The organism is Micromonospora sp. NPDC051925 (assembly GCF_044548625.1).
Taxonomy (GTDB): domain Bacteria; phylum Actinomycetota; class Actinomycetes; order Mycobacteriales; family Micromonosporaceae; genus Micromonospora.
Genome location: NZ_JBIUCH010000010.1, coordinates 60,392 through 80,497 on the forward strand (window position 1 = coordinate 60,392; position 20,106 = coordinate 80,497).

Sequence of the window (20,106 nt, forward strand, 5' to 3'; positions counted from 1 at the left end):
GGCCGGGATGGGACTCACCGCCCGGGGTGCCGGGCTGCTCGTCGCCGCGACCGCGTTGCTCGGCGCGGGGTTGCGGTTCGCGTACCCGGAGCTGACCGTGCTGGGTGCGACGGGCGCGGTCGCGGTCGGGCAGGCGGTGTTGGGCGCGGCCCGACGCCCCCGGCTGGTGGTGGCCCGCGAGGCCGACCCGGACCGGGTGGCGGTGGGCGACCCGGCCCGGATGACCCTGACGGTACGCAACGCCGGGCGGCTGCGGGTGGCGAGCCTGCTGGCCGAGGACCGCTGCGCGGGCAGCCCGGTGCCGGTGCCGTTGCTGCGGCTGCGCCCCGGCCGGGACACCACGCTCGGGTACGACGTGCCGACCCGCCGACGCGGTGTGCTGCCGGTGGGCCCGCTGCGGGTGACCCGCCGCGACCCGCTGGGCCTGTTCGCCGCGACCCGCCCGTACGGGCCGTCGACGGTGATCCGGGTGCATCCCCGGGTGTACCCGTTGACGGCGGTGCCGACCGGGGCGGGGCGCAGCCTGGACGGTCGGGTGGACGGGGTGCCGCACGGGTCGATCACCTTCGACTCGTTGCGCGAGTACGTGGTCGGCGACGAGTTGCGCCGGGTGCACTGGCGGACCAGCGCCCGGGTGGGTGAGCTGATGGTGCGGGAGAACGTGGACACCAGCCTGCCCCGGATCGTGGTGCTGTTGGACAACCGGGCCGCCGCCCACCCGGACCGGACCGGTGGGGTGGCCGGGTCGTTCGAGGCGGCCTGCGAGGCGGCGGCCTCGGTGGTGGTCGCCGCGTTCCGCCAGGACCTGCCGGTGGTGCTGCTGATGGTGGACCCGGGCGACGACCGGGCCGCCGACCCGCCGCTGGACCGGCTGGCCGCGGTGACCCTGACCGACGCCGACCCCCCGGAGGGAACAGGTGACCCGGACGACGGGGCGCTGGGCGCGACGGTCACCCGGCTGCGTCGGGATCGGCCCGGCGACACCCTGGTCTTCCTCACCGGCCCCGGTGGCCGGGACGAGTTGGGTCGGGTGGGCACGTTGCGGGCGGCGTACCCGTCGATGGTGGTGGGTGTCCTCGGGGCGTCCGGGCCGACCCCTGCGGCGGCCGGCCCGATGGTGGTCGACGCGGTCGACGGCGCGGCGTTCGCCGCCGCGTGGGACGCGGTGCGCCGATGGTGACGGTGACCGACCTGGGCGGGCTGGCGGCGCGGGCGTGGCGGGCCGCCGTGGTGCCGGTGGTGCTGGTCGCCACCATCGGCCTGGCCGGGACGGTGCTCGGCCGGGTGTACGCCGGTGACCTGCTGACCCGGCTGGTGTTCGGCGCGGCCCTCGGCGCGGTGCTGGTCAGCGTGGCCGCCCGCCGGTTGCCGTCCTGGCTGGTGGCGCCGCTGTCGGTGGCCGCCATGCTCGGTTTCACGGCCTGGTCGGTGCGGCTCGCCGCCGCGCACGCAGAGGTGCCGGGCGGCTTCCTCGACGTGACCGCCGACGCCGCCGGTAACGCGGTACCCCGGCTGCTCACCGCGATGATCCCGGTCGAGCCGGCACCGGACACCGTGCTGGTGCCGGTGGTCGCGGCCTGGTTGGCCGGGCTGGCCGGTGCCGAGGTGGCGCTGCGGGCCGGTCGGGTGCTGCTCGGCTTCCTCCCGGGCACGTCGCTGTACGTCGGGGCCGTCTACGTGGTCGGCCCGAACGCGGCACCGGCGGTCCGACCGTCGGTCCTCTTCGCCGGGCTGGTCGCGGTCGCCCTGGCCGGATCGGCGGGACGCACTGCGGGGCCCGACCCGACCGCCGGGCTGTCACCGGCCGTGCGGGCCACGGTACGGGCCAGGGCGGCGGCGGTCTCCGCCGCCGGGGTGGCGGTGGTGGTCGGGCTGGCCGCCCTGCTCGGTCCGTTCCTCGCCGGCCGGGTCGACGGGCGTCCCGTGGACCCGCGCCGCTACGTGCCGCCACCCCGGGTGGAGTCGCTGGACGAGAACCCGCTGATCCGGATCTCCGGGTGGGCGCTGGACCCGCAACGGAAACTGCTGGACGTGTCGACCCGGGCCCCGGACGGCGGGCCGATCACGATCCGGCTGGCCGTGCTCAGCGACTACGACGGCGTCACCTGGCGGGTGGGGGCGACCTACCGCACCGCCGGTCGGGTCCTGCCCGCCGGTGACCCGGGGACGGGGACGGTCGACACCGTCCGGCAGGAGATCACCGTGGACGAGTTGACCGGCCGGCTGCTGCCGGCGGTGGCGACCCCGCGTGCGGTCGACGGCGCGCGGGTGGCGTACGACCCGGAGACCGGGACGCTGATCCGGCCGGAGGGGCTGGCACCGGGGTTGACGTACACGGTCACCTCGGCGCGGGAACGGCCGGACGTCAATCTGTTCGCCACCGCCGACGTACCGGCCGGCGCGGAGGTGGCCCGGGTGCTGCGGGTGGCCGACGGGACACCGGAGCCGCTGCGTCGGCTCGCCGCTCACCTGGCCGAGGAGAACGGCGCCCCGTACGCGCGGGCGACGGCCGTGGAGCAGTTCCTCGCCGAGCACTACCGGCTGGTGGCGGACGCGCCGAGCGGGCACGCGTACCCGAATCTGGAGTTCTTCCTGTTCGGGCCGCGGGGTGGCGGCGGTCAGCGGGGTACCTCGGAGCAGTTCGCCGCCGCGTTCGCGGTGCTGGGTCGATTGGTCGGCCTGCCCACCCGGGTGGTGGTGGGTTTCACGTCCCGGGGGGACGGGCCGGTCCGGGCCGCCGACGCGTACGCCTGGCCGGAGGTGCTCTTCGCCGGCGTGGGGTGGGTGCCGTTCAACCCGTTGCCCCGCCCCGACACCGAGGTCCGCCCGGTGGAGGAGGACTTCCGTCCGGCCCGGGAGAGCCCGCCGCCGTCGGAGGTGCCCGAGCCGACCCTGACGCCGCCGACCACGCCACCGGCGGTGGCCGCGCCGGGCCGGGTCGACGACGACCGGAGCGGGCCGGTGTCGGTGCTGGCGGGTGGCGGCATCGGTGGGCTGTTGCTGGTGGGGGTGGCCGTGGGGGTGCTGGTCGGGCTGCGCCGGGCGCAGGCCCGGACCCGGTTGGCGCGGGGTGATCCGGGGGGCCGGGTCGGCGGCGCGTGGCGGCACACCACCGATGCGTTGCGGCTGTCGGGGCGGCCGGTCGGCGGGGATCTCTCCGCCACCGAGGTGGCCGACCAGGCCCGCCGCGCCCTCGCCGAGGACTCCGGCCGCACAGTGGACGGTACGGCGCTGGCGGAGCTGGCCGGGCTACTCAACCAGGCGGCCTTCGCCCCGGGCACGCTGACCGGTGCCCAGGCCGATCGGGCCCGGGACATCGCCGAGGGGTACGCGACAGCCCTGCGGGCGGCCCGTCCCCGCTGGCGACGGCTGCTCTGGTCGGTGCACCCCGGCCCCCTGCGCTGGCCCCGCTGACGACGCCCGGCGGAATCGGGAGGGCGGACGGCCGACGCCGGTGGGCCGGTGCGTGGCGCTCGGCGGCTACCGCGAAGGCGGGGTGGGGGCGGCGCGCAGTCGGCGGACCAGCTTGCGCAGGCCGGCCTGCCAGCCGTCCGGGTCCTCGGCGCGGCGCACCGCGTACCCGGCGACCTCCGGGTGGGGCAGGATGAGGAACCTCTCCTCGGCCAGCCCGGCGACCGCCGCGTCGGCGACCTGGTCGGGGGTGAGCACCGCGCCGGAGGCGGCGATCACCCGGGCGGCCAGGTGGCCGGTGGCCAGCCCGTCGGCGAGCATCGGGGTGTCCACCCCCTGCGGGCACAGCGCGCTGACCCGGATGCCCTGGTCCCGGTAGGTGATCGCCAGCCACTCGGCCAGCCCGACCGCCGCGTGCTTGGTGGCGGTGTACGGGGCATCGCCGACCGCGGTCAGCACCCCGGCCGCCGAGCAGGTGTGCATCAGGTGGCCGCCGCCCCGGGCCAGCATGCCGGGCAGCGCGGCGCGGGCGGCGTACACGTGGGCCATGACGTTGACCCGCCAGGCGCGGTCCCAGTCGGCGTCGGCGGCCTCGATGCCGACGCCGGTGGCCACGCCCGCGTTGGCGCAGAACAGGTCGATCCGGCCGTACCGTCGCTCGGTGTCGGCGACCAGGTCGCGGACCTGGCCCTCGTCGGCGGCGTCGACGGCGACGCCCCGGGCGACCGGGCCGACGGCCTCGGCCACCGTGGCGGTCGCGTGCGCGTCCAGGTCGGCCAGGACGACGGCGGCGGCGCCCTCGGCGGCGAAGCGGCGGGCCAGCGCGGACCCGATGCCGCCCGCGCCCCCGGTGATCACCACCACCCGGTCGGTCAGGTTCATCTCAGCCCCGTCCCGCCGGCTGCTCGGTGCGCTGCGCGTCCGACGCCACGCGGCCCGACGTCCTCGACGGCCCCAGCCGGGCGATCAGCTCGCCCAGCGTGGCGGCCCCACCGGCGGCCAGTTCCGGGGTGGGCAGCAGGGCGAGCACCGGCACGTCCACCCCGGCGTCGGCGTAGCGGCGGGCCTGGTCGCGGCAGTGCTCGGGCGAGCCGTGCAGGATGAGCGCGTCGACCACCTCGTCCGGGACGGCCGCGGCGGCGGCCCGCCGGTCGCCGGCTGCCCAGGCCGCCCAGACCGGGCCGAGCACCGGTTCCCGCCCCAGCCAACGGTGGAACTCCGCGTACGCGGGTACGGTGAGGTAGCTGGTGACCAACCGGCGGCCGAGGGCGCGGGCGTAGTCGGCGTCCTCGGTGGGGCAGACGAAGATCCGGGCGACCACCTCGAAGTCCGGGCCGCGCCCGCCCAGCTCGGCGAGGGCCGTGGGCACGTCGTCGGCGGCCAGCCAGTTGAGGATCACCCCGTCGGCCTCGGCGGCGGCCAGCCGCAGCATTCCCGGGCGCAGCGCGGCGAGCAGCACCGGCGGTGGGCTGGCCGGTGGGCGTTCCAGGGTGAACCGGCGCACCCGGAAGGTGTCGAACGCCCCGTCGACCGTCTCGCCCCGCAGCGCCGGTTTGAGGAACCGCAACAGGTCGCGGGTACGCCGGAACGGCTCGGTGTACTGCACCCCGTTCCAGTCCCCCACGACCACCGGGGAGGAGGCGCCGATACCCAGCGCGAACCGGCCCGGGGCGGCCTCGGCCAGCGCTGCCGCGCTCATCGCGAGCAGGCCCGGTCCCCGGGTGAAGACCGGGGTGATCGCGGTGCCCAACCGTAGGCCGGGCTGCCAGGCGGCGGCCAGCGCCAGCGGGGTGAACGCGTCGGTGCCGTTGACCTCGGACGACCAGATGTCGGTGAAACCGGCCCGCTCCAGCGCCGCGTAGCCGGCGGCGTGCTCGGCCAGCGGGACGCCGGTCAGTGGCACCGTGAAGCCCCATCGGTTCGTCATCCGGTCGATGCTGCCCGCTCTCCCCCGCCGGGACAAGGGCGGATTCGACGTTGCCCGTCGCCGACCCCGCCCAGGGTGTTACGAACCTCTGGTGGGCTGGGCCGACGGCAGTTGCCGGCGATCATGACGAGCGGCGACCAGACCGCTCCGCTGCGGCGTACCGGGTCGGCCCAGCGGTCGACCTTCCTGGAACTCTTCTTCGACCTGGTGTACGTCTTCGCGCTCACCCGCATCTCGTTCCGCGCCTTCGAGGATCTGGCCCTGGAGCCGGGCGGGGCCACCGGATGGGCACCGGTCACCGGTGGCGGCAAGACCCTGCTGCTGCTCTTCGCGCTCTGGTCGATCTGGCAGGGCACCGCGTGGACGACCAGCCGCTACGACCCGCACCACGGCTGGCTCCAACTCGTCGTGATCACCGCCCTGGTGTGCAGCATGGTGATGGGGGTGGCGATCCCCAGAGCGTTCACCACCGCCGGGTTGGCGTTCGCCTCGGCGTACGTGGTGGCGCAGGTGTCCCGCCCGGGACTGCTGCTGGTGGTCCTCGGCAACCACGAGTACCGGCGGCTCAAGCAGCGGATGCTGATCATCTTCGGGGTGACCGGGGTGCTCTGGCTGACCGGCGCGCTGCTGCCCGTCATCCCCCGGGCGGTGCTCTGGGCGTCGGCGCTGCTCCTGGAGTATCTCGCCGCCCGGTTCGGCTGGCCGGTGCCGGGGTTGGGCCGGTCGAGGGCGAGCCGCTGGGACGTCGCCGGTGAGCACCTGGCCGAGCGGTACCAGCAGTTCTTCCTGGTCGCGCTGGGCGAGACGATCCTGGTGGGCGGGCTGGCGTACAGCGGTGGGCCGTTCGACGCGGCCCGTACCGGCGCGTTCGCGGTGGCGCTGGCGACGTCGGTGCTGCTGTGGCGGATCTACGTGCAGCGGGCCGGACAGATCCTGGCCGAGGCGGTCATCCGGTCCCGGAATCCGGCGAGCACGGGTCGTTCGGCGGCGGACACCCACCTGGTGATGGTGATGGGGCTGGTCGGCACGGCGATCGGGTACGAGCTGACCATCGAGCATCCGCTCGCCGCCCCGGAGGCGGCCTGGGTGGTGCTGGTGGTGGGTGGCCCGGTGCTCTTCCTGCTCGGCCGGGCCAGGTTCGAGTACGAGGTCTTCGGCCGGGTGTCGCCGTCGCGGTGGATCGCGGCGGGTCTCCTGGTCGCGCTGTTCCCGCTGCTGCTGCACGTCGGGACGCTGCTGTCCGCCACGGTGGCCGCCCTGGTGCTCGGCGGGATCGCGGTGGCCGACGCCCGCCGCGCCCGGGGAGGTCCCCCGGAGCCGGCCGCCCCACCCCTGTGACCCCCGCCCGAGCTGCCGTCCGACCCGACCCGACCGCGCCGTGGTGCCAACTCCGGGTCGGGTTCCCGGTCAGGCGGCGAAGGACAGGCGGCGGAGGGAGGAGGCGGCCACGGCCTTCCGCTCCCCGGCGGTGAGCGGGGTACGGCCGGTGGCCTTGCGGATCAGGGTGAGCCGGTCCCAGTCGAGCCCGGCCGGGACCGGTCGGCCCCCGGTGAACAGGTCGGCGATCACCCGGGCGGCGGTGGGGGTGAGCCAGGGACCGCGGTGCAGCGCCACCGCCAGGTCCAGCCCGTGCACCCCGACCTCCACCACCCGGGTGATCAGGAACTCGGGCAGCGTCATCGGATCCCCGTGCCGGGTACGGACGACCCGGCCGGTGGGCTGCGCCGCCACGGCCACGTCGGTGGCCCGCCAGGCGGCGGTGAAGTCCGCCGCGACCACCGCCGGTCCGGCGAGCCGCCGAGCGCCGGCCGGCTCGGCCAGATCGCGGGCCGCCCGCCGGGCGCTGGCGACCCGGGCCGCGTCGACCTGCGGGGTGAACTTCGCCCGGCCGAAGTATCCGGCGGCGTCCACCTCGGCTCGGGGTGGCGCGGGCGCGGCCAGCATGTCGACCAGGCGGCCGACACCGGTGCTGAGGTGGGCGACGAGGTCGCGTACCGACCAGGGTGGGCAGGGCGTGGGCAGGTCCAGGTCGGCCTCGGTCAGCGTCGACAGGATCACGACCAGCCGGGCGCACTCGTCACGGAACGCCGTGTGTACCGCCGCTGTCTCGCCGTCCCGGCACTGCGCGCCCATGGTCGTAAGCCTCGCACCCGGTTTCGGCGGGGTGGGGTCGGGTACCCGCGGCGGGTCGAGGAGAGGGGACGGTCGCCGAATGCCCGGGTTGATGCTGCGCAGCACCGCGTTCACCGATCACGACCTGCTGCCGGGGCGCTTCGCCCGCGATGGCGGCAACGTGTCGCCGCCGTTGCAGTGGACCGACGTGCCGGCAGCGGCGACCGAACTGCTCCTGCTGGTGGAGGACCCGGACGCCGGCCGGAGCCCCTTCCTGCACTGGCTGGTCACCGGCATCTCCCCCACCTCGGAGGGGGCGGCCGAGGGCACGCTGCCCGAGGGGGGCCGGGAGTGGCCCAACGGTTTCGGCACGACCGGCTGGGGCGGGCCGCACCCGCCGCAGGGCGAGGAGGCGCACCGGTACTTCTTCCGGTTGTACGCGCTCGATCGTCCGGTGGACCTGACCGGCGAGCCGCAGGCCGCCGACGTGCACGCGGCGCTCGCCGGGCGGCAACTGGCCAGCGGGACGATGGTGGGGACGTTCCGGCGTTAGCCCGTCCGGCGGGACGACGGCGTCAGCCCTTCCAGCGGGGCACCAGGCGGTGCACCGAGAGCAGCACCAGCGCCGCCACCACCCCCATGGTGCCGGCGATGCCGGCGGCGCTGCCGGCGTACCCGATGAACAGGGTGCGGCGACCCAACTCGTCCACCGGCACCTGCTGCTGGTCGAGCAGGCCGGACAGGGCCAGGCCGCAGCCGAGGACGGCGAGCAGGCCGCCGATGCCGAGCACGGTGGCGGCCACCCGGTGCGCGTCGTCCGGGGCGACCTGCGCCTGTTCGTGCTGGAAGATCAGCAGGAGCAGGCCGGACAGCGCCGCCCAGACCCCGACGACCAGGAAGGCGGCGATCGCGTCGCTGGGTCGGTGCCAGCCGGCGGAGAGGGTGGCGACCCCGGCGACGGCCGCGTACGCGACACCGAGGAACGCCCCGAGGACGCGCACCTTGGCCGGCAGCACCAGGATCAGCGCCAGGGCCACCGAGGCGGCGATGGTGGTGTGTCCGCTGGGCAGGCTGTTGCCGGCCCCGTCACGTTGCGGGTCGATGCCGAGCGCCGGCCGGTCGATGACGTACTTGAGCACCTGGGTGGTGACGTTGGCGCCGGCGATCAGCAGGGTGGCCGAGATGGCGAGCGCCTTGCGGCCCCGAATCAGGGCGATGAAGAAGATCACCACGGTGGCGGCCAGCAGGGAGACCACCGACATGGCGTTGAGGACCCGGTTGACCAGCCCGTCGATCCGGTCCTGGCCGATCCGGTTGCCGGTCAACGCGACCGTGTCGAGCCACTGCCCGGTGCCGGTGTGGACGGCGAAGCGCCACACCAGCAGGAAGGCGGCCGTCTGGGCCAACGCCAGTACGACCAACCAGACCGTGGTCCAACCCCTTGCCGTCGCTCGCACCCGCACACCGTAGCGGCATGCCCGGCACGTCGCACGCGGGGCCACCGGCCCGGCCCGGATACCTTGGCACCGGACCACGGGAGGTGACGGTGACCGGCACACCGCAGCACGAACGACCGACCCCGGACCGGCCAGCCCTGGAGCAGGCGGCACCGGAGGATCCTGCCCGGGAGCAGGCGGCACTGGAACAGGCGGCACCGGAGCAGGCGGCACCGGGCCGGTCGACACGGGACCAGGCGGAGTCGTTGGCCGATCTGCTCGGTGGGCGGGGCGGCGCGGTCGACGCGACCCTGCCGCCGGTGGCGTTCACGATCGGCTGGCTGGCGACCGGACGGTCGGTCGTCGGTGGGGTGGCCGCGGCCGTGCTGGCCGGCACGGCGGTGGCGCTGTGGCGGTGGCGGCGGGGGGATCGCCCCCGGGCGGTGCTGATCGGGCTGCTGGCGGTCTGTCTGGCCGCGGTGGTGGCGCTGCGCACCGGACGGGCGGCCGACTTCTTCGCGCTGCAGATCTTCTCGAACCTGGCCAGTGCGCTGGTCTGGGTGGTGAGCATCGTGGTGCGCCGGCCGCTGCTCGGGGTGGTCGTCGGGGCGGCGTTGCGGCAGCGGGGGCGGTGGCGGCGCGACCCGGCGCTGCTGCGGGCGTACGGGCGGGGCAGTTGGGTGTGGGCGGCGACGTACGTCGTACGGGTGGCGGTGTTCCTGCCACTCTGGCTGGGCGGTCAGGTGCTCGCGCTGACCGCGGCCCGGGTCGCGCTGACCTGGCCGCTGGTGGCGGCGGCGCTGACGGTGAGCTGGGTGGTGATCCGCCGGTCGCTACCGGCCGGCCATCCGGGGCTGCGGCACCCGGTGGAGCCCGGGTGAGGCGAGGACGGGGGCGGGGGCGGGAACGTTAATGGAGAGGCCGCCACGGGGGGAGCGGCCTCTCCGATCAACACGGTACTCCGTCATGGGGCGTCGCGTTATCCCGCACGCCCTCTTTTTTCGCGGCTTTCCCGCCTTGACGGGGATGGAGGATGGTGGGGTGGGCCGGCCGATCCGCTGCGTCGGCCAGACGGCCGACCCACCCCCGGCCTGACCGTGGGAATCAGGCCGCCCGCCGACCGGGCTTCCGCTCCCCCGGGCCCGGTCGGCCTCCGGGTGGGCGGCGCCGCGCCACCCACCCGGTAGGGGTCAACTCACCCGTTCGGGAAGAGCATCCCGTAGTCCGCGTACGCCATGGCGATGTCGGACTGGGCCCAGAACCGGTGGTAGTTGAACGTCGGCTCGGGGCCGCCCTTGAGGTACGCGTCGACCTTCGGCCAGTCCGGGTCGTTCTTGTAGAACGACCGGATGTCCAGGAAGCTCTTGCCGGCGGCGATGGTGTCGCCGTTGGGCATCTTCCCGGTCCAGCCCGGCGGCACGTAGAGACCCTGGCCGTCGGCGGCGTTGTAGACGTCGTCGAACCGCTTGTAGTCGCCACGCGTCTCCGTGGTCGAGACGCCCTTGCTGTCGCTGGCCGCCGAGAGCGCGTCCAGCAGGCCCTTGCCGGTGGTCTTCGCCTGCGTGTTGCCCGACTTGGCCGCGTAGGCGATCAGGGTCCGGGCGAGCGAGCCGGTGACGCCGACGTCCTGGCCCTTGGACATGACCTCGACGTGCAGGCCGGTGTTGGCCGCCGGGCTGCTCGGGTTCCAGTTGGCGGGCTGGCCCGTCCACTTCAGCTCGGACGGGACCGACCAGTTGGTGCCCAGCGTGGTGTTGGCGATCGCCCACGGCACCCACTTGTCGAGCAGCGTCTTGGCCTTGGTGTTGCCGGTCTCCAGGTACAGCTCGGCGATGCGCTGCATCGACCAGACCTGCATGCCGAACCACTGGTTCGACGGCGGGTCGTTGTAGACCGGGTCGACGTCGTAGAACATGCCGTAGAAGGTGGCGGTGCCCGACGGCGGCTGGGCGTAGCTACCGTCCCAGCTGTTGGTGGCGCCACCGGCGATGCCGCCCTCGGCCGACTGGAGCCAGGTGTAGAACTCCAGCTGCCGGTCGAGGCTCTTCTGCCAGTCCGCGACAGCGGTCGGGGACTTCGGCTTCAGCTCGTTCACGTTGGTCATGGCCCAGGCCGCGAACGGGTTCTGGTAGCCGAAGTGGCTGTGGCTGGAACCGATCCGCCAGGACCAGCCCGCGCTGGCGTCGTACGCGCCGCCCCAGGCGTAGTACCAGGACAGCAGGTAGTGGGCCGAGTCCTTGCCACTGCCGGCAGCGCAGGTGCTGGCCCCGACGCAGTTGCCGATCTTCTTGAAGTACTTGTCGAACATCGCGTACCGCAGGTAGTCGCCCATCTTGGCGGCCTTGGCCACGGTGGCGGCGACGTCGGCCTGCTTGCCCTGCGCCTTGGCCCAGGTCAGCGCCCAGTACGCGGCCTGCACGGCACGGGCGTCGGCGTCCGGGGCGTTGGTGTACTTCCACTGCTTGGCGGGGGCACCGGAGTCCTTGACGAACAGGTCCAGGTAGCCGTACTGACCGCCGTGCTTGAAGGTGTCGCAGGACGGCTGCGGAACGGTCTCCCAGACCGACTCCTGGGTGCCGCGCTGGAAGGTGTTGATGTACGCCGGCTTGGTGGTGCCGTCGCCGCAGCGGCCGAAGCCGTAGGTGTTGTCGACGTCCATCAGCCAGTGCATGCCGTAGATGTCGCCGGTGCCGTAGGTGGACTGCAGCTCCGAGCGCAGCGGGTCCTGGCCGACGGAGATGTTCGGGTTCAGCGCCGACGGGTACTGGCTGGGCAGGTTGTACTCGGCGGCGTACTGCGGGGTGCCGGCGACGCCCGCGGTGGGCTGGTCGGCGTGCGACGGGATGATGTACTTCTCCATCACCGTCCAGGCGTTGTTGAACGGAGACCAGTTCTGGGTCACCCGGCCGTAGTAGGCCTCCAGCCACAGCCAGTAGCTGAACGCCTCGGAGGTGGTCTCGTGGCCGTGGTCGGGCGCCTCGACGATCAGCGTCTCGATCGAGTGGTACGGCACGCCCTCGGGGCTGAAGTAGCCCGAGTTCTTGATCTTGCCGTACTGCTCCAGGAACTTCGCCACGTAGGCGTTGTCCCCACCGGGGGTGTCGTTGTCGATCTCGGTGGCGGTGACCACCACCGAGCCGACTCCGGTGCCGGCCGCGGTGATGGTGGCGGTGCCACCGGCGGTGTCGGTGTCCTCCGCCGCGGCGACCGTGACGGTGACCCCGGTGTTCCAGTTGCTCGGGGTCAGCGTGACGCTGGTCGGCGAGACCGTGATGTCGGTGTCACCGGTGCGGGTGAGGGTGATCGGCACGTTGCCCGACGGCGCGGCGCTCAGCTTGAGGTTGAAGGTGGTGCTGCCACCCTCGTTGACGCTCACCGAGGACGGCGTGGCGACCAGCACCGGGCCGGTGGCCGGGTTGACGGTGAACGACTTCTCCGACACGCCGATGCCGTTGGCGTTGTCGTACGCCTTGGCCTGGACCGTGTAGCTGCCGGCCGGCAGCGAGGTCAGCGTGTACGCGTACGGCGCGGAGGTGTCGGTGTTGACCAGCAGGCCGTTGCGGTAGAACTCGACCTTGCTGATCGTCCCGTCCGGGTCGCTGGCGGTGGCGGTCAGCGGCACGTCGGCCGGCGCGGTGAACGGGCCGGTGGGCACGCCGAGGGTGACCGTCGGCGGCTGGTTGGCCGGGGTGCCGTTGCACGGGGTGCCGTTGAGGGTGAACGACGTCGGCTTCGGGTTGCTGCCCGAGTAGGAGCCGTTGAAGCCGATGGTGGTGGACGCCCCGGTGCCGAGGCTGCCGTTGTAGGACTCGTTGGTCGCGGTGACCTCGCTGCCGCTCTGGCTCCACTTGGCCGACCAGCCCTGGGTGACCCGCTGGCTGCTGTTCGGGAAGGTCCACTTGAGCGTCCAGCTGCTGACCGCGTCGCCCAGGTTCTTGATGGTGACGTTGCCGGTGAAGCCGCTGCCCCAGTCGTTGGTGGCGTAGACCACGTCGCAGGCCGGCGCGGCCTGGGCCGCGCTGGCCGGCAGGCCCACCCCGCCGATGGCGAGTGCGGTGGCGGCGAGCATCGCTGTGCGGCGACGTCTTGCCATGAGTCTCATGTGCGCGGTGTCTCCTCGGACCGGGCCGGGGCTGCGGGCCCCGGCGGAGGCACCTCCACGCGCGGAACAGGGGTGCGCGGGGGGACGGAGGCGCCGGAATGGTGGTCGGTCCGGCCGGTGGGCCGGGGCAGGGACGGGGTACGGCCGCACTGACCGGCCGTGCCGTTCCTTGGGGGTGCCGTCCGGGAGACCCGGATGCCCTCGGCGACCCATCACTCGCGCGTGTCTGGCTCCGCTGCGTTGATTCGACAGTGTGCCATGGAAGCGCTCCCACGACAACTGGCAGTATCGAAACGCAGATCGATGTTTCGATCTCGTTTAGGGGCTTTCACAAAGCCGTGACGGGCGTTACAGTCGCAGCATCGCCGATGGGAGCGCTTCCATCGACGGAGATGCAACAAATGAAGGTCGAACCGTGGTCGCCCGGCCACGGGGTTCAGCCCGAACGGCTGACGACGGGCCAGCCCGGACACCGTCGCCAGCCAACACCCACCATCACGGAGGGAGGTGGAACCAGAGCCACTCGCGTGGCCCGGCTCCCGCGCGACACGCACGGCCGGACGCCAATTCGAGCGTGCGTGTGTGCAACACAGGTGGGGACGGGGGTTGCCCTCCCCCGTCCCCACACTAAACCCCCGTACTCGACGGGAAAAGAGGCCGACGGGTCAGGCGTGCGCGCCACCCGGCCGGCCTCGATCGCTATCTGCCCCTCGGCAGTTGGGCCGACCGTCCCTCGACGGCGCCCGCCACGTCCCCACTTCCCCATCCCGGCCGCCCATGCGCGGCCCTCTAGGCTGGCGGTCCGCCACCGAGGCGGCCGGGCCGTCGCACGCCCGCGCTGGGAGCGCTCCCGGCCGTCGGGGTGGCCGCACCCTGAGGAGAAGATCCATGTCGATACTCACCCGACGGCGCCTGCTGCGCCGCGCCGCGCTCTCCGCCACCGCCACCGCCGGCGCCGGGCTCTCCGCTGCCGCCGCTGGCACCGGCCTGACCGCGGCCACCGGCGTCCTCGCCGCTGGCTGCGAGGCGCCGAAGGGTGGCGACCCGACCGCCGACCCCGCTGCGGAACGGGTGCGCTTTCCGCACGGCTTCCGCTGGGGCGCCGCCACCTCGGCGTACCAGATCGAGGGCGCCGCCAAGGAGGACGGCCGGGGCGAATCGGTCTGGGACACCTTCAGCCACAGCCCCGGACGCACCCGCAACGGTGACACCGGTGACGTGGCCGCCGACCACTACCACCGCTGGGCCGACGACCTGGACCTGATGCGCGACCTCGGACTGCGCAGCTACCGGTTCTCCGTCTCCTGGCCCCGGATCCAGGCCGACGGCACCGGCAAGCCCAACCAGCGCGGGCTCGACTTCTACAAGCGGCTGATCGACGGGCTGCACGAACGCGGCATCGCCCCGATGGTCACCCTCTTCCACTGGGACCTGCCGCAGGCGTTGCAGGACGAGGGCGGCTGGGAGAACCGGGACACCGCCCACCGGTTCGCCGACTACGCCGACGCCGTCTTCCGTGGCATCGGCGACCAGGTGCCGGTCTGGCTGACCGTCAACGAGCCGAAGACCGTGGTGCAGAACGGCTACCTGTGGGGCCACCACGCCCCCGGCCGGCAGGACGCCGACGCCGCCTACCTGGTCGCCCACCACCTCCAGCTCGCCCACGGCCTCGCCGTCCGCGCGCTGCGCGCCACCGGCCACGACACCCGGATCGGCCCGGCGCTCAACCTGCACCCGTGCTACCCGGCCGACGACAGCCCGGCCGCCGCCGCGGCCGCGAAACTCCACGACGGGTACGAGAACCGGCTCTACCTGGACTCCATCCTCACCGGCGCCTACCCGGCCGACGTGCTGGCCGACCTCGGCCCGGACAGCCGGATGGTCCGGGGCATCCGCGACGGTGACCTGGAGACCATCGCCAGCCCGGTGGACCTGCTCGCGGTGCAGTACTACACCCCGCTCTACCTGACCGGCAACGGCAACACCGTCACCCGCTGGCCCACCAGCGAGGCGGACTGGCAGCAGATCTACCCGCAGGGCATGTACGACATCCTGACCCGGGTCACCCGCGACTACGGGTCGATCCCGATCACCGTCACCGAGAACGGGCTGCCCTGCCCGGACACCCTCGGCCCGGACGGCACCGTCGACGACGGCGGCCGGATCGCCTTTTTGCGCGACCACTTCGCCGCCGCCCACCGGGCCATCGCCGCCGGCGTACCGCTGGAGAGCTACCACGTCTGGTCGCTGCTGGACAACTTCGAGTGGGCCGAGGGGTACGACCAGCGCTGGGGACTGGTCTACGTGGACTATCCCACCCAGCGGCGCATCCCGAAGCGCAGCGCCCACTGGTACCGCCAGGTCATCCGGGACAACGGCCTGTAGACCGTCGGCCGGGAAACACACCGGCACGGCCGGACCGCGTGGGGGCGGTCCGGCACGGCACCCGGCGACGTCGTCCGGGTGACCGGTGCAATCCCGCCCGGCGACCTACGGACCCGTCCCACCGCGCGCCGGTCAGCGGGGCAGGGCCTGCTGGAGTTCCGCGCGCAGCGCCGGGGTCAACATCTCGCCGGCCTGCTTGGCCAGCCGGGCCATCTCGTAACCCACCACGCCGATGTCCGCGTCCGAGCCGGCCAGGGTCGCCAGGATCGAGCCGTCCCGGATCTGCATGACCAGGAAGTAGCCCCGGCCCATCTCCACCACGGTCTGCTTGACGATGTCCCCGTCGAACATCTGGGCCGCACCCGCGGTGATGCTCATCAGCCCCGACGTGACCGCGGCCAGCTTGTCCGCGTGGTCCCGGGGCAACTGCGCCGAGATCGCCACCAGCAACCCGTCCGAGGAGACCACCACGGCGTGGGCCACCCCGGGCACCCGCTCCGCGAACGCGTTGACCAACCAGTTCAGGTCACGCGCCTCCTGGCTCAGTGTCATCACTGTCGTCCCCCTTCGCTGCGCACACCCGGCGGCAAGATTAACTCGGTGGTCTCCTCGGCCTCCGCCCGGCGCACGCCGCTGTAGAGCCGGGACAGCATGCCGCCCACCGCCTCCGGGTCCGGGTCCTCGCGTACCCTCGCCGGCTGCGGCCGGGCCGGCTCGGTCGCCGAGGTCAGCTGGGCCATCGGCACCCGTACCGGCAGGCCCCGCTCGTTGGTGCCGCCGGTCACCGGGACGACCGGGGGCGCCGGCGTGCTCTGCCCCAGCGACACCGGCGAGGACGGAGCCGGACCCTGCGGGGACCACCAACCGCCTCCCCCGTCGGCCGGGGCGACCGGCGTCACCACCTCCGCAGCGCGTACCGGCACCGGACGCGGCATCCCGGGCGACGGGTCCGGCCGGTGGCCGGCCGCCGGCAGTTCGGCCGGTCGGACCGGACCGGGCCGGCGCGGCGGCTCGGCGCGGCGCGGCGCGGCACCGGTGGTGGTGCGGGTCCGCTGCGCGGCCAACGCGTCCAGCTCCGGCGCGGGGGCCGGGGCGAGCAGGGTCGCCGGCAGCGCGATCCGGGCCACCAGCCCCTGCCCCGCAGCGGCCAGCCGCACCCCGACGCCGTGCCGCGCGGCCAGGTGGCTGACCACGAAGTGGCCCATCCGTTCGACGGCCGCCACGTCCGCCGCCGGCGGAGCCGCCAGCACCGCGTTGGCCTGCGCCAACGCGGTCGGACTCATACCGAGGCCGGCGTCGGCGATCTCCACCACCGCCCCGTCGCCCTCGGCCCGCGCGGTCACCCGGACCAGGGTGTCCGGTCGGGAGAAGGCAGTGGCGTTCTCCAGCAGTTCCGCCATCAGGTGCACCAGCTCACCGATGGCGTGCCCGACCACGTACAGGTCGGCCACCGCCTCGTGACGGACCCGCTGGTACTGCTCGATCTCCGCACTGGCGGCGAGCAACACCGCGCCCAGCCGCACCGGGCGGTTCCACCGCCGGGTGGACTCGGTGCCGGCGAGCACCAGCAGGCTCTCGTCGTTACGGCGCATCCGGGCGGCCAGGTGGTCCAGCTTGAACAGGTTCTCCAACTGGTCCGGGTCGGCCTCCTCCCGTTCCAGGTCGTCCAGCAGCTCCAGTTGCCGCTCCACCAACACCTGGCTGCGCCGGGCCAGGTTGACGAACATCGCGTTGACGGTGCGCCGGGTCTCCGCCTGCTCCACCGCGACGCTGACCGCGCTGCGGTGCACCGCCACGAACGCCTCGGCCAGCTCGCCGATCTCGTCGAGCGACCGGACCACGGCGGGCGGCACGTCGATCGTCGGCACCCCGCCGTCGACGGCACGCAGCCGGTCCAGGGCGTGCGGAAGCTCGATCTGGGCGATCCGCAGAGCCTGGTCGCGTAGCTGCTGCATCGAGTTCGCGATCGACCGGCCGATCAACGCGGCCAGCAGCACGGCCAGGGCGAGCACCACCACGATGCCGCCGAGCACCAGCAGAGTGGTTCGCAACTGGACGGCGCTGGCCTCGTCGGCCTGGACCACCGCGTCGTCGAGCACCCGGGTCTCCAACTGCCGCAACAGCTGCTGCCGCTGCTCGCTGGCCGTCCACCACTGGGCCGCGGGCAGCACCGCCGGCAGGGCGGCGCTGCCGGTGGTGATGCTCTTCTCCTCCAACCGGGTGGCGTTGACGAACGCCTCGTCCCGGGAAATCCGGTCGTACGCCTGGATCTGGCCGTTGGTCGCGGCGACCCGGAACGCGCCCAGCGCGGCCAACTGCTGGGCCCGCAGGTCGGTGAGGTTCACCTGGTCCTCCAGGTCGTACCGGCCGTCACGGGCGGCGGCGTACAACTGGCCCCGAATCCGCGACGACAACTCCTTGACCCGGACCAGTTGCACGTAGCGCAGCACCGCGTCGGTCAACTCCGGACGGTCCGCCCCGGGGCTGGGCTCGGCGAGCAGGCCGAGCAGCGCCTCCACCGCCCGGTGGTAGTTGCCGAGGATGGTGTCGCTGCTCAGCACCGCCGGCGGCACCGCCGCCCGGATGTAGACCACCTGCTCGTACGCCTCCAGCGCCTCGGCGTACGCGACCTGCCAGGCGGCGTCGGCGTCGGCCAGCGGCCCGGCCGCCTCGCGCAGCTCGCGCAGGGCCGTGTCGGTGGCGGAGTACAGCGGACGGAGGACGAGCAGCGCCGCGTCCCGGTCGGCGGCGTTCCCCGAGCGGCGCAACGCGGCCAGCTCACCGGCGGTCCGGTCCCGTTCCTGCTGGAGCCGGTCCACCGCCGCGGTGATCTGCTGCCCGATCCCGACCTGCCGGGCGAAGTCGTTCAGCGTGGTGGTCCGCCCGACCAGCCCGGCGGTCTGCACCCCGGCCAGCACCAGGAAGGCCACCGACGGGATGATCAGGACGGTGGCGAGCTTGGTCCGTACCCGCCAGTCCCGCAGCCGGAACGGCGAGCGCCGCCGATGCGGCACGACCCGCTCGTCGAACCGGTTCCGCCCCGGGTGCGACTCCGCGCTCGCTGTCGGGTCGGGACCTGCGCCCACGTCTCGCCTCCTCGGTCCCCGTCCCCACGACGGGGAGCCGGGTCCATCCAACCAGGCCCGGGAGCGGTGTCAACGGGTCGACGGCGCATCCGATCGGGCGGACGTGCCGGACGCGATGGGCGAGGTCGGCGAGGGGTCCTCCTCCGTACGGCCGGTGCCGCCGAGCCGGTCCGCGTCGGGCACCCGGCCCAGGGCGACCAACGCGGCGCCGGTGGCCCCGATCTCCCGCTCGGCGCGGTGGCGGACCGGTCGTGGGGCGAGGGCGGCGGCGAAGGCCGTGCGCCACCACGCGGAGGCGGTCACCGCTCCCCCACCGAGCACCACCTCGACCGGGGAGTCGACACCGGACTCCAGCACGGCGAGGTCGTCGGCGACCATCCGGCACAGCCCGGTCATCAGGGCGGCGAGGATGTCCACTCCGGTGCTGGAGAAGCTGAGCCCGCGCAGCTCACCGGAGCCCGCCGGGGCCAGGCCGGGGGGCCGGTCCCCGCCCAGCCGTGGGTTCACCCGGAGCATGCCGTCCGGTGGCACCCGGGCCAGCGCCGCGTCGAGGTCGGCCCCCTCGGGCAGCCGTAGTTCCCGGTTGGCCCAGGCGAACAGGTTCCCCCCGGACGAGTACGCCGCGCCGGTCACCACGTACTCGTGGTCCACCCGGTAGCGCCACAGCCGCTCGGGCAGGGGTGGCAGCGCCGTCCCGGCCGGCACCCGCTGGACCAGCCGTACCGCGGCCGACGTGCCGACCGTCACCGCCACCCGGCGGGGGTCGACGCAGCCGGAACCGACGTTGGAGGCGGCCCCGTCGCCGACCGGGGCGGCCCACCTCGCCTCGGCGAGCTGCGGCCACCGCCGGGCGTGCTCGGCCCGCAGCCGGCCGTGCCAGTCCATCGGGGCCAGCTCGGGAAGCTCGCCCGGCCGGACCCCGGCCAACGCGACGGCCTCGGCGTCCCAGTCCAGCCGACGCAGGTCGAGCAGACCGGTGCCGGAGGCCATCGACACCGACATGGGCGCGCTGTCGAGCAGTTGGCCGAGGATGTACTCGACCAGGCCGGTGAACCGGGTCACCCCGGCCGTCCGGTCCCGCAGCCAGGGCAGCCGCACCGACCAGTAGCAGCGGTGCCACCACGCCCCGGTACGACCGTGGAAGTCCGCCGGATCGGCCGGGCCGATCGCCCCGGGCGGCGGCGTGGGCCGGGTGTCCAACCAGGTCAGTACCGGGCCGAGCGGGTCACCGGCACGGTCGAGGGGCACCACCGAGTGCCACTGCGCGCAGATCGCGACCAGCCGGACGTCACGCAGGTGGCCGGCGGCGGCCAACTCGTCCAGGCACTCGGTCAGGCAGGCGAGGTAGCCGTCGGCGTCCAGGGTGCCGGCGCCGTCCTCGGCGACCGCCAGATGCACCTTGCGACGGGCCAGCGCGCCGGGCAGCGGGTCGGCGTCGGCGTCGAGCACCAGTCCGCGTACCGAGGAGGTGCCCAGGTCGAGAGCGAGAATGTTCATCGCGGGTCACGGTACCCGGCGGCCGGGTCGACGACTCCCCGATCGGGCGGCCGGCGGCCCGAGCCGTCGTGGGAACGCCCTTCCCCGCCGCCCGCGGGCCGCCTAGGGTGTCGGTATGCCCGCGCACCTGACCTGCTGGTGGCCCGCCGA

The 20,106-nt window shown here is 74.1% G+C and carries 14 protein-coding genes; 6 read left to right on the forward strand and 8 right to left on the reverse strand.

Translation table 11 applies throughout. From position 1 onward, the window contains the following. The first annotated feature begins 7 nt into the window (after positions 1–7). On the forward strand, positions 8–1,180 hold the full coding sequence (locus tag ACIG87_RS15435) for a DUF58 domain-containing protein (protein WP_396851161.1): 1,173 nt from the start codon (positions 8–10) through the stop codon (positions 1,178–1,180). Further along, positions 1,174–3,414: a DUF3488 and transglutaminase-like domain-containing protein gene (locus tag ACIG87_RS15440; RefSeq protein WP_396851162.1), complete on the forward strand. Its 2,241-nt coding sequence runs from the start codon at positions 1,174–1,176 to the stop codon at positions 3,412–3,414. Before ACIG87_RS15435 ends, ACIG87_RS15440 begins: the two co-directional genes overlap by 7 nt. A 66-nt stretch (positions 3,415–3,480) precedes the next feature. Here ACIG87_RS15440 and ACIG87_RS15445 read toward each other — a convergent pair whose 3' ends face one another. After that, on the reverse strand, positions 3,481–4,293 hold the full coding sequence (locus ACIG87_RS15445; protein WP_396851163.1) for an SDR family oxidoreductase: 813 nt from the start codon (positions 4,291–4,293) through the stop codon (positions 3,481–3,483). Between the two features lies 1 nt (position 4,294). Further along, complete coding sequence (locus ACIG87_RS15450) at positions 4,295–5,338, reverse strand: LLM class F420-dependent oxidoreductase (protein WP_396851164.1); 1,044 nt, start codon at positions 5,336–5,338, stop codon at positions 4,295–4,297. A gap of 75 nt (positions 5,339–5,413) precedes the next feature. Between ACIG87_RS15450 and ACIG87_RS15455 the strand changes: the two genes are divergently transcribed. Further along, positions 5,414–6,676, forward strand: coding sequence for a low temperature requirement protein A (locus ACIG87_RS15455; protein ID WP_396851165.1), 1,263 nt, complete (start codon positions 5,414–5,416; stop codon positions 6,674–6,676). A gap of 69 nt (positions 6,677–6,745) precedes the next feature. On the opposite strand, the gene ACIG87_RS15460 is transcribed toward ACIG87_RS15455, so the two are convergent. Beyond that, a complete protein-coding gene (locus ACIG87_RS15460) occupies positions 6,746–7,471 on the reverse strand; it encodes a maleylpyruvate isomerase N-terminal domain-containing protein (protein WP_396851166.1) in 726 nt (241 codons plus the stop codon). Between the two features lie 79 nt (positions 7,472–7,550). On the opposite strand from ACIG87_RS15460, the gene ACIG87_RS15465 reads away from it, so the two are divergent. Next, the gene (locus ACIG87_RS15465) at positions 7,551–8,003 is read left to right on the forward strand and encodes a YbhB/YbcL family Raf kinase inhibitor-like protein (protein ID WP_396851167.1); all 453 of its coding nucleotides are present in this window, start codon (positions 7,551–7,553) and stop codon (positions 8,001–8,003) included. A 22-nt stretch (positions 8,004–8,025) separates the two neighbouring features. On the opposite strand, the gene ACIG87_RS15470 is transcribed toward ACIG87_RS15465, so the two are convergent. Then, the gene (locus ACIG87_RS15470; RefSeq protein WP_396851168.1) at positions 8,026–8,913 is read right to left on the reverse strand and encodes a phosphatase PAP2 family protein; all 888 of its coding nucleotides are present in this window, start codon (positions 8,911–8,913) and stop codon (positions 8,026–8,028) included. A gap of 176 nt (positions 8,914–9,089) precedes the next feature. Here ACIG87_RS15470 and ACIG87_RS15475 point away from each other — a divergent pair, with 176 nt between their 5' ends. Continuing rightward, positions 9,090–9,767 (forward strand): DUF3159 domain-containing protein, encoded by a 678-nt coding sequence (locus ACIG87_RS15475; RefSeq protein WP_396851314.1) that lies wholly within the window; start codon positions 9,090–9,092, stop codon positions 9,765–9,767. A 314-nt stretch (positions 9,768–10,081) separates the two neighbouring features. On the opposite strand, the gene ACIG87_RS15480 is transcribed toward ACIG87_RS15475, so the two are convergent. Then, positions 10,082–12,979, reverse strand: coding sequence for a glycoside hydrolase family 48 protein (locus tag ACIG87_RS15480; protein WP_396851315.1), 2,898 nt, complete (start codon positions 12,977–12,979; stop codon positions 10,082–10,084). A gap of 897 nt (positions 12,980–13,876) precedes the next feature. Between ACIG87_RS15480 and ACIG87_RS15485 the strand changes: the two genes are divergently transcribed. Then, positions 13,877–15,373: a GH1 family beta-glucosidase gene (locus ACIG87_RS15485; RefSeq protein ID WP_396851169.1), complete on the forward strand. Its 1,497-nt coding sequence runs from the start codon at positions 13,877–13,879 to the stop codon at positions 15,371–15,373. A 132-nt stretch (positions 15,374–15,505) separates the two neighbouring features. On the opposite strand, the gene ACIG87_RS15490 is transcribed toward ACIG87_RS15485, so the two are convergent. The 3 genes from ACIG87_RS15490 to ACIG87_RS15500 form a co-directional block, all read right to left on the reverse strand. Next, positions 15,506–15,919, reverse strand: a complete 414-nt coding sequence (locus ACIG87_RS15490) for a roadblock/LC7 domain-containing protein (RefSeq protein ID WP_396851316.1) — start codon at positions 15,917–15,919, stop codon at positions 15,506–15,508. Between the two features lie 5 nt (positions 15,920–15,924). Next, positions 15,925–18,459: a nitrate- and nitrite sensing domain-containing protein gene (locus ACIG87_RS15495; RefSeq protein ID WP_396851170.1), complete on the reverse strand. Its 2,535-nt coding sequence runs from the start codon at positions 18,457–18,459 to the stop codon at positions 15,925–15,927. Between the two features lie 69 nt (positions 18,460–18,528). Then, positions 18,529–19,956 carry an FGGY family carbohydrate kinase gene (locus tag ACIG87_RS15500; RefSeq protein WP_396851171.1) on the reverse strand — a complete coding sequence of 476 codons (1,428 nt, stop codon included), beginning with the start codon at positions 19,954–19,956 and terminating at the stop codon, positions 18,529–18,531. Between the last annotated feature and the right edge of the window lie 150 nt (positions 19,957–20,106).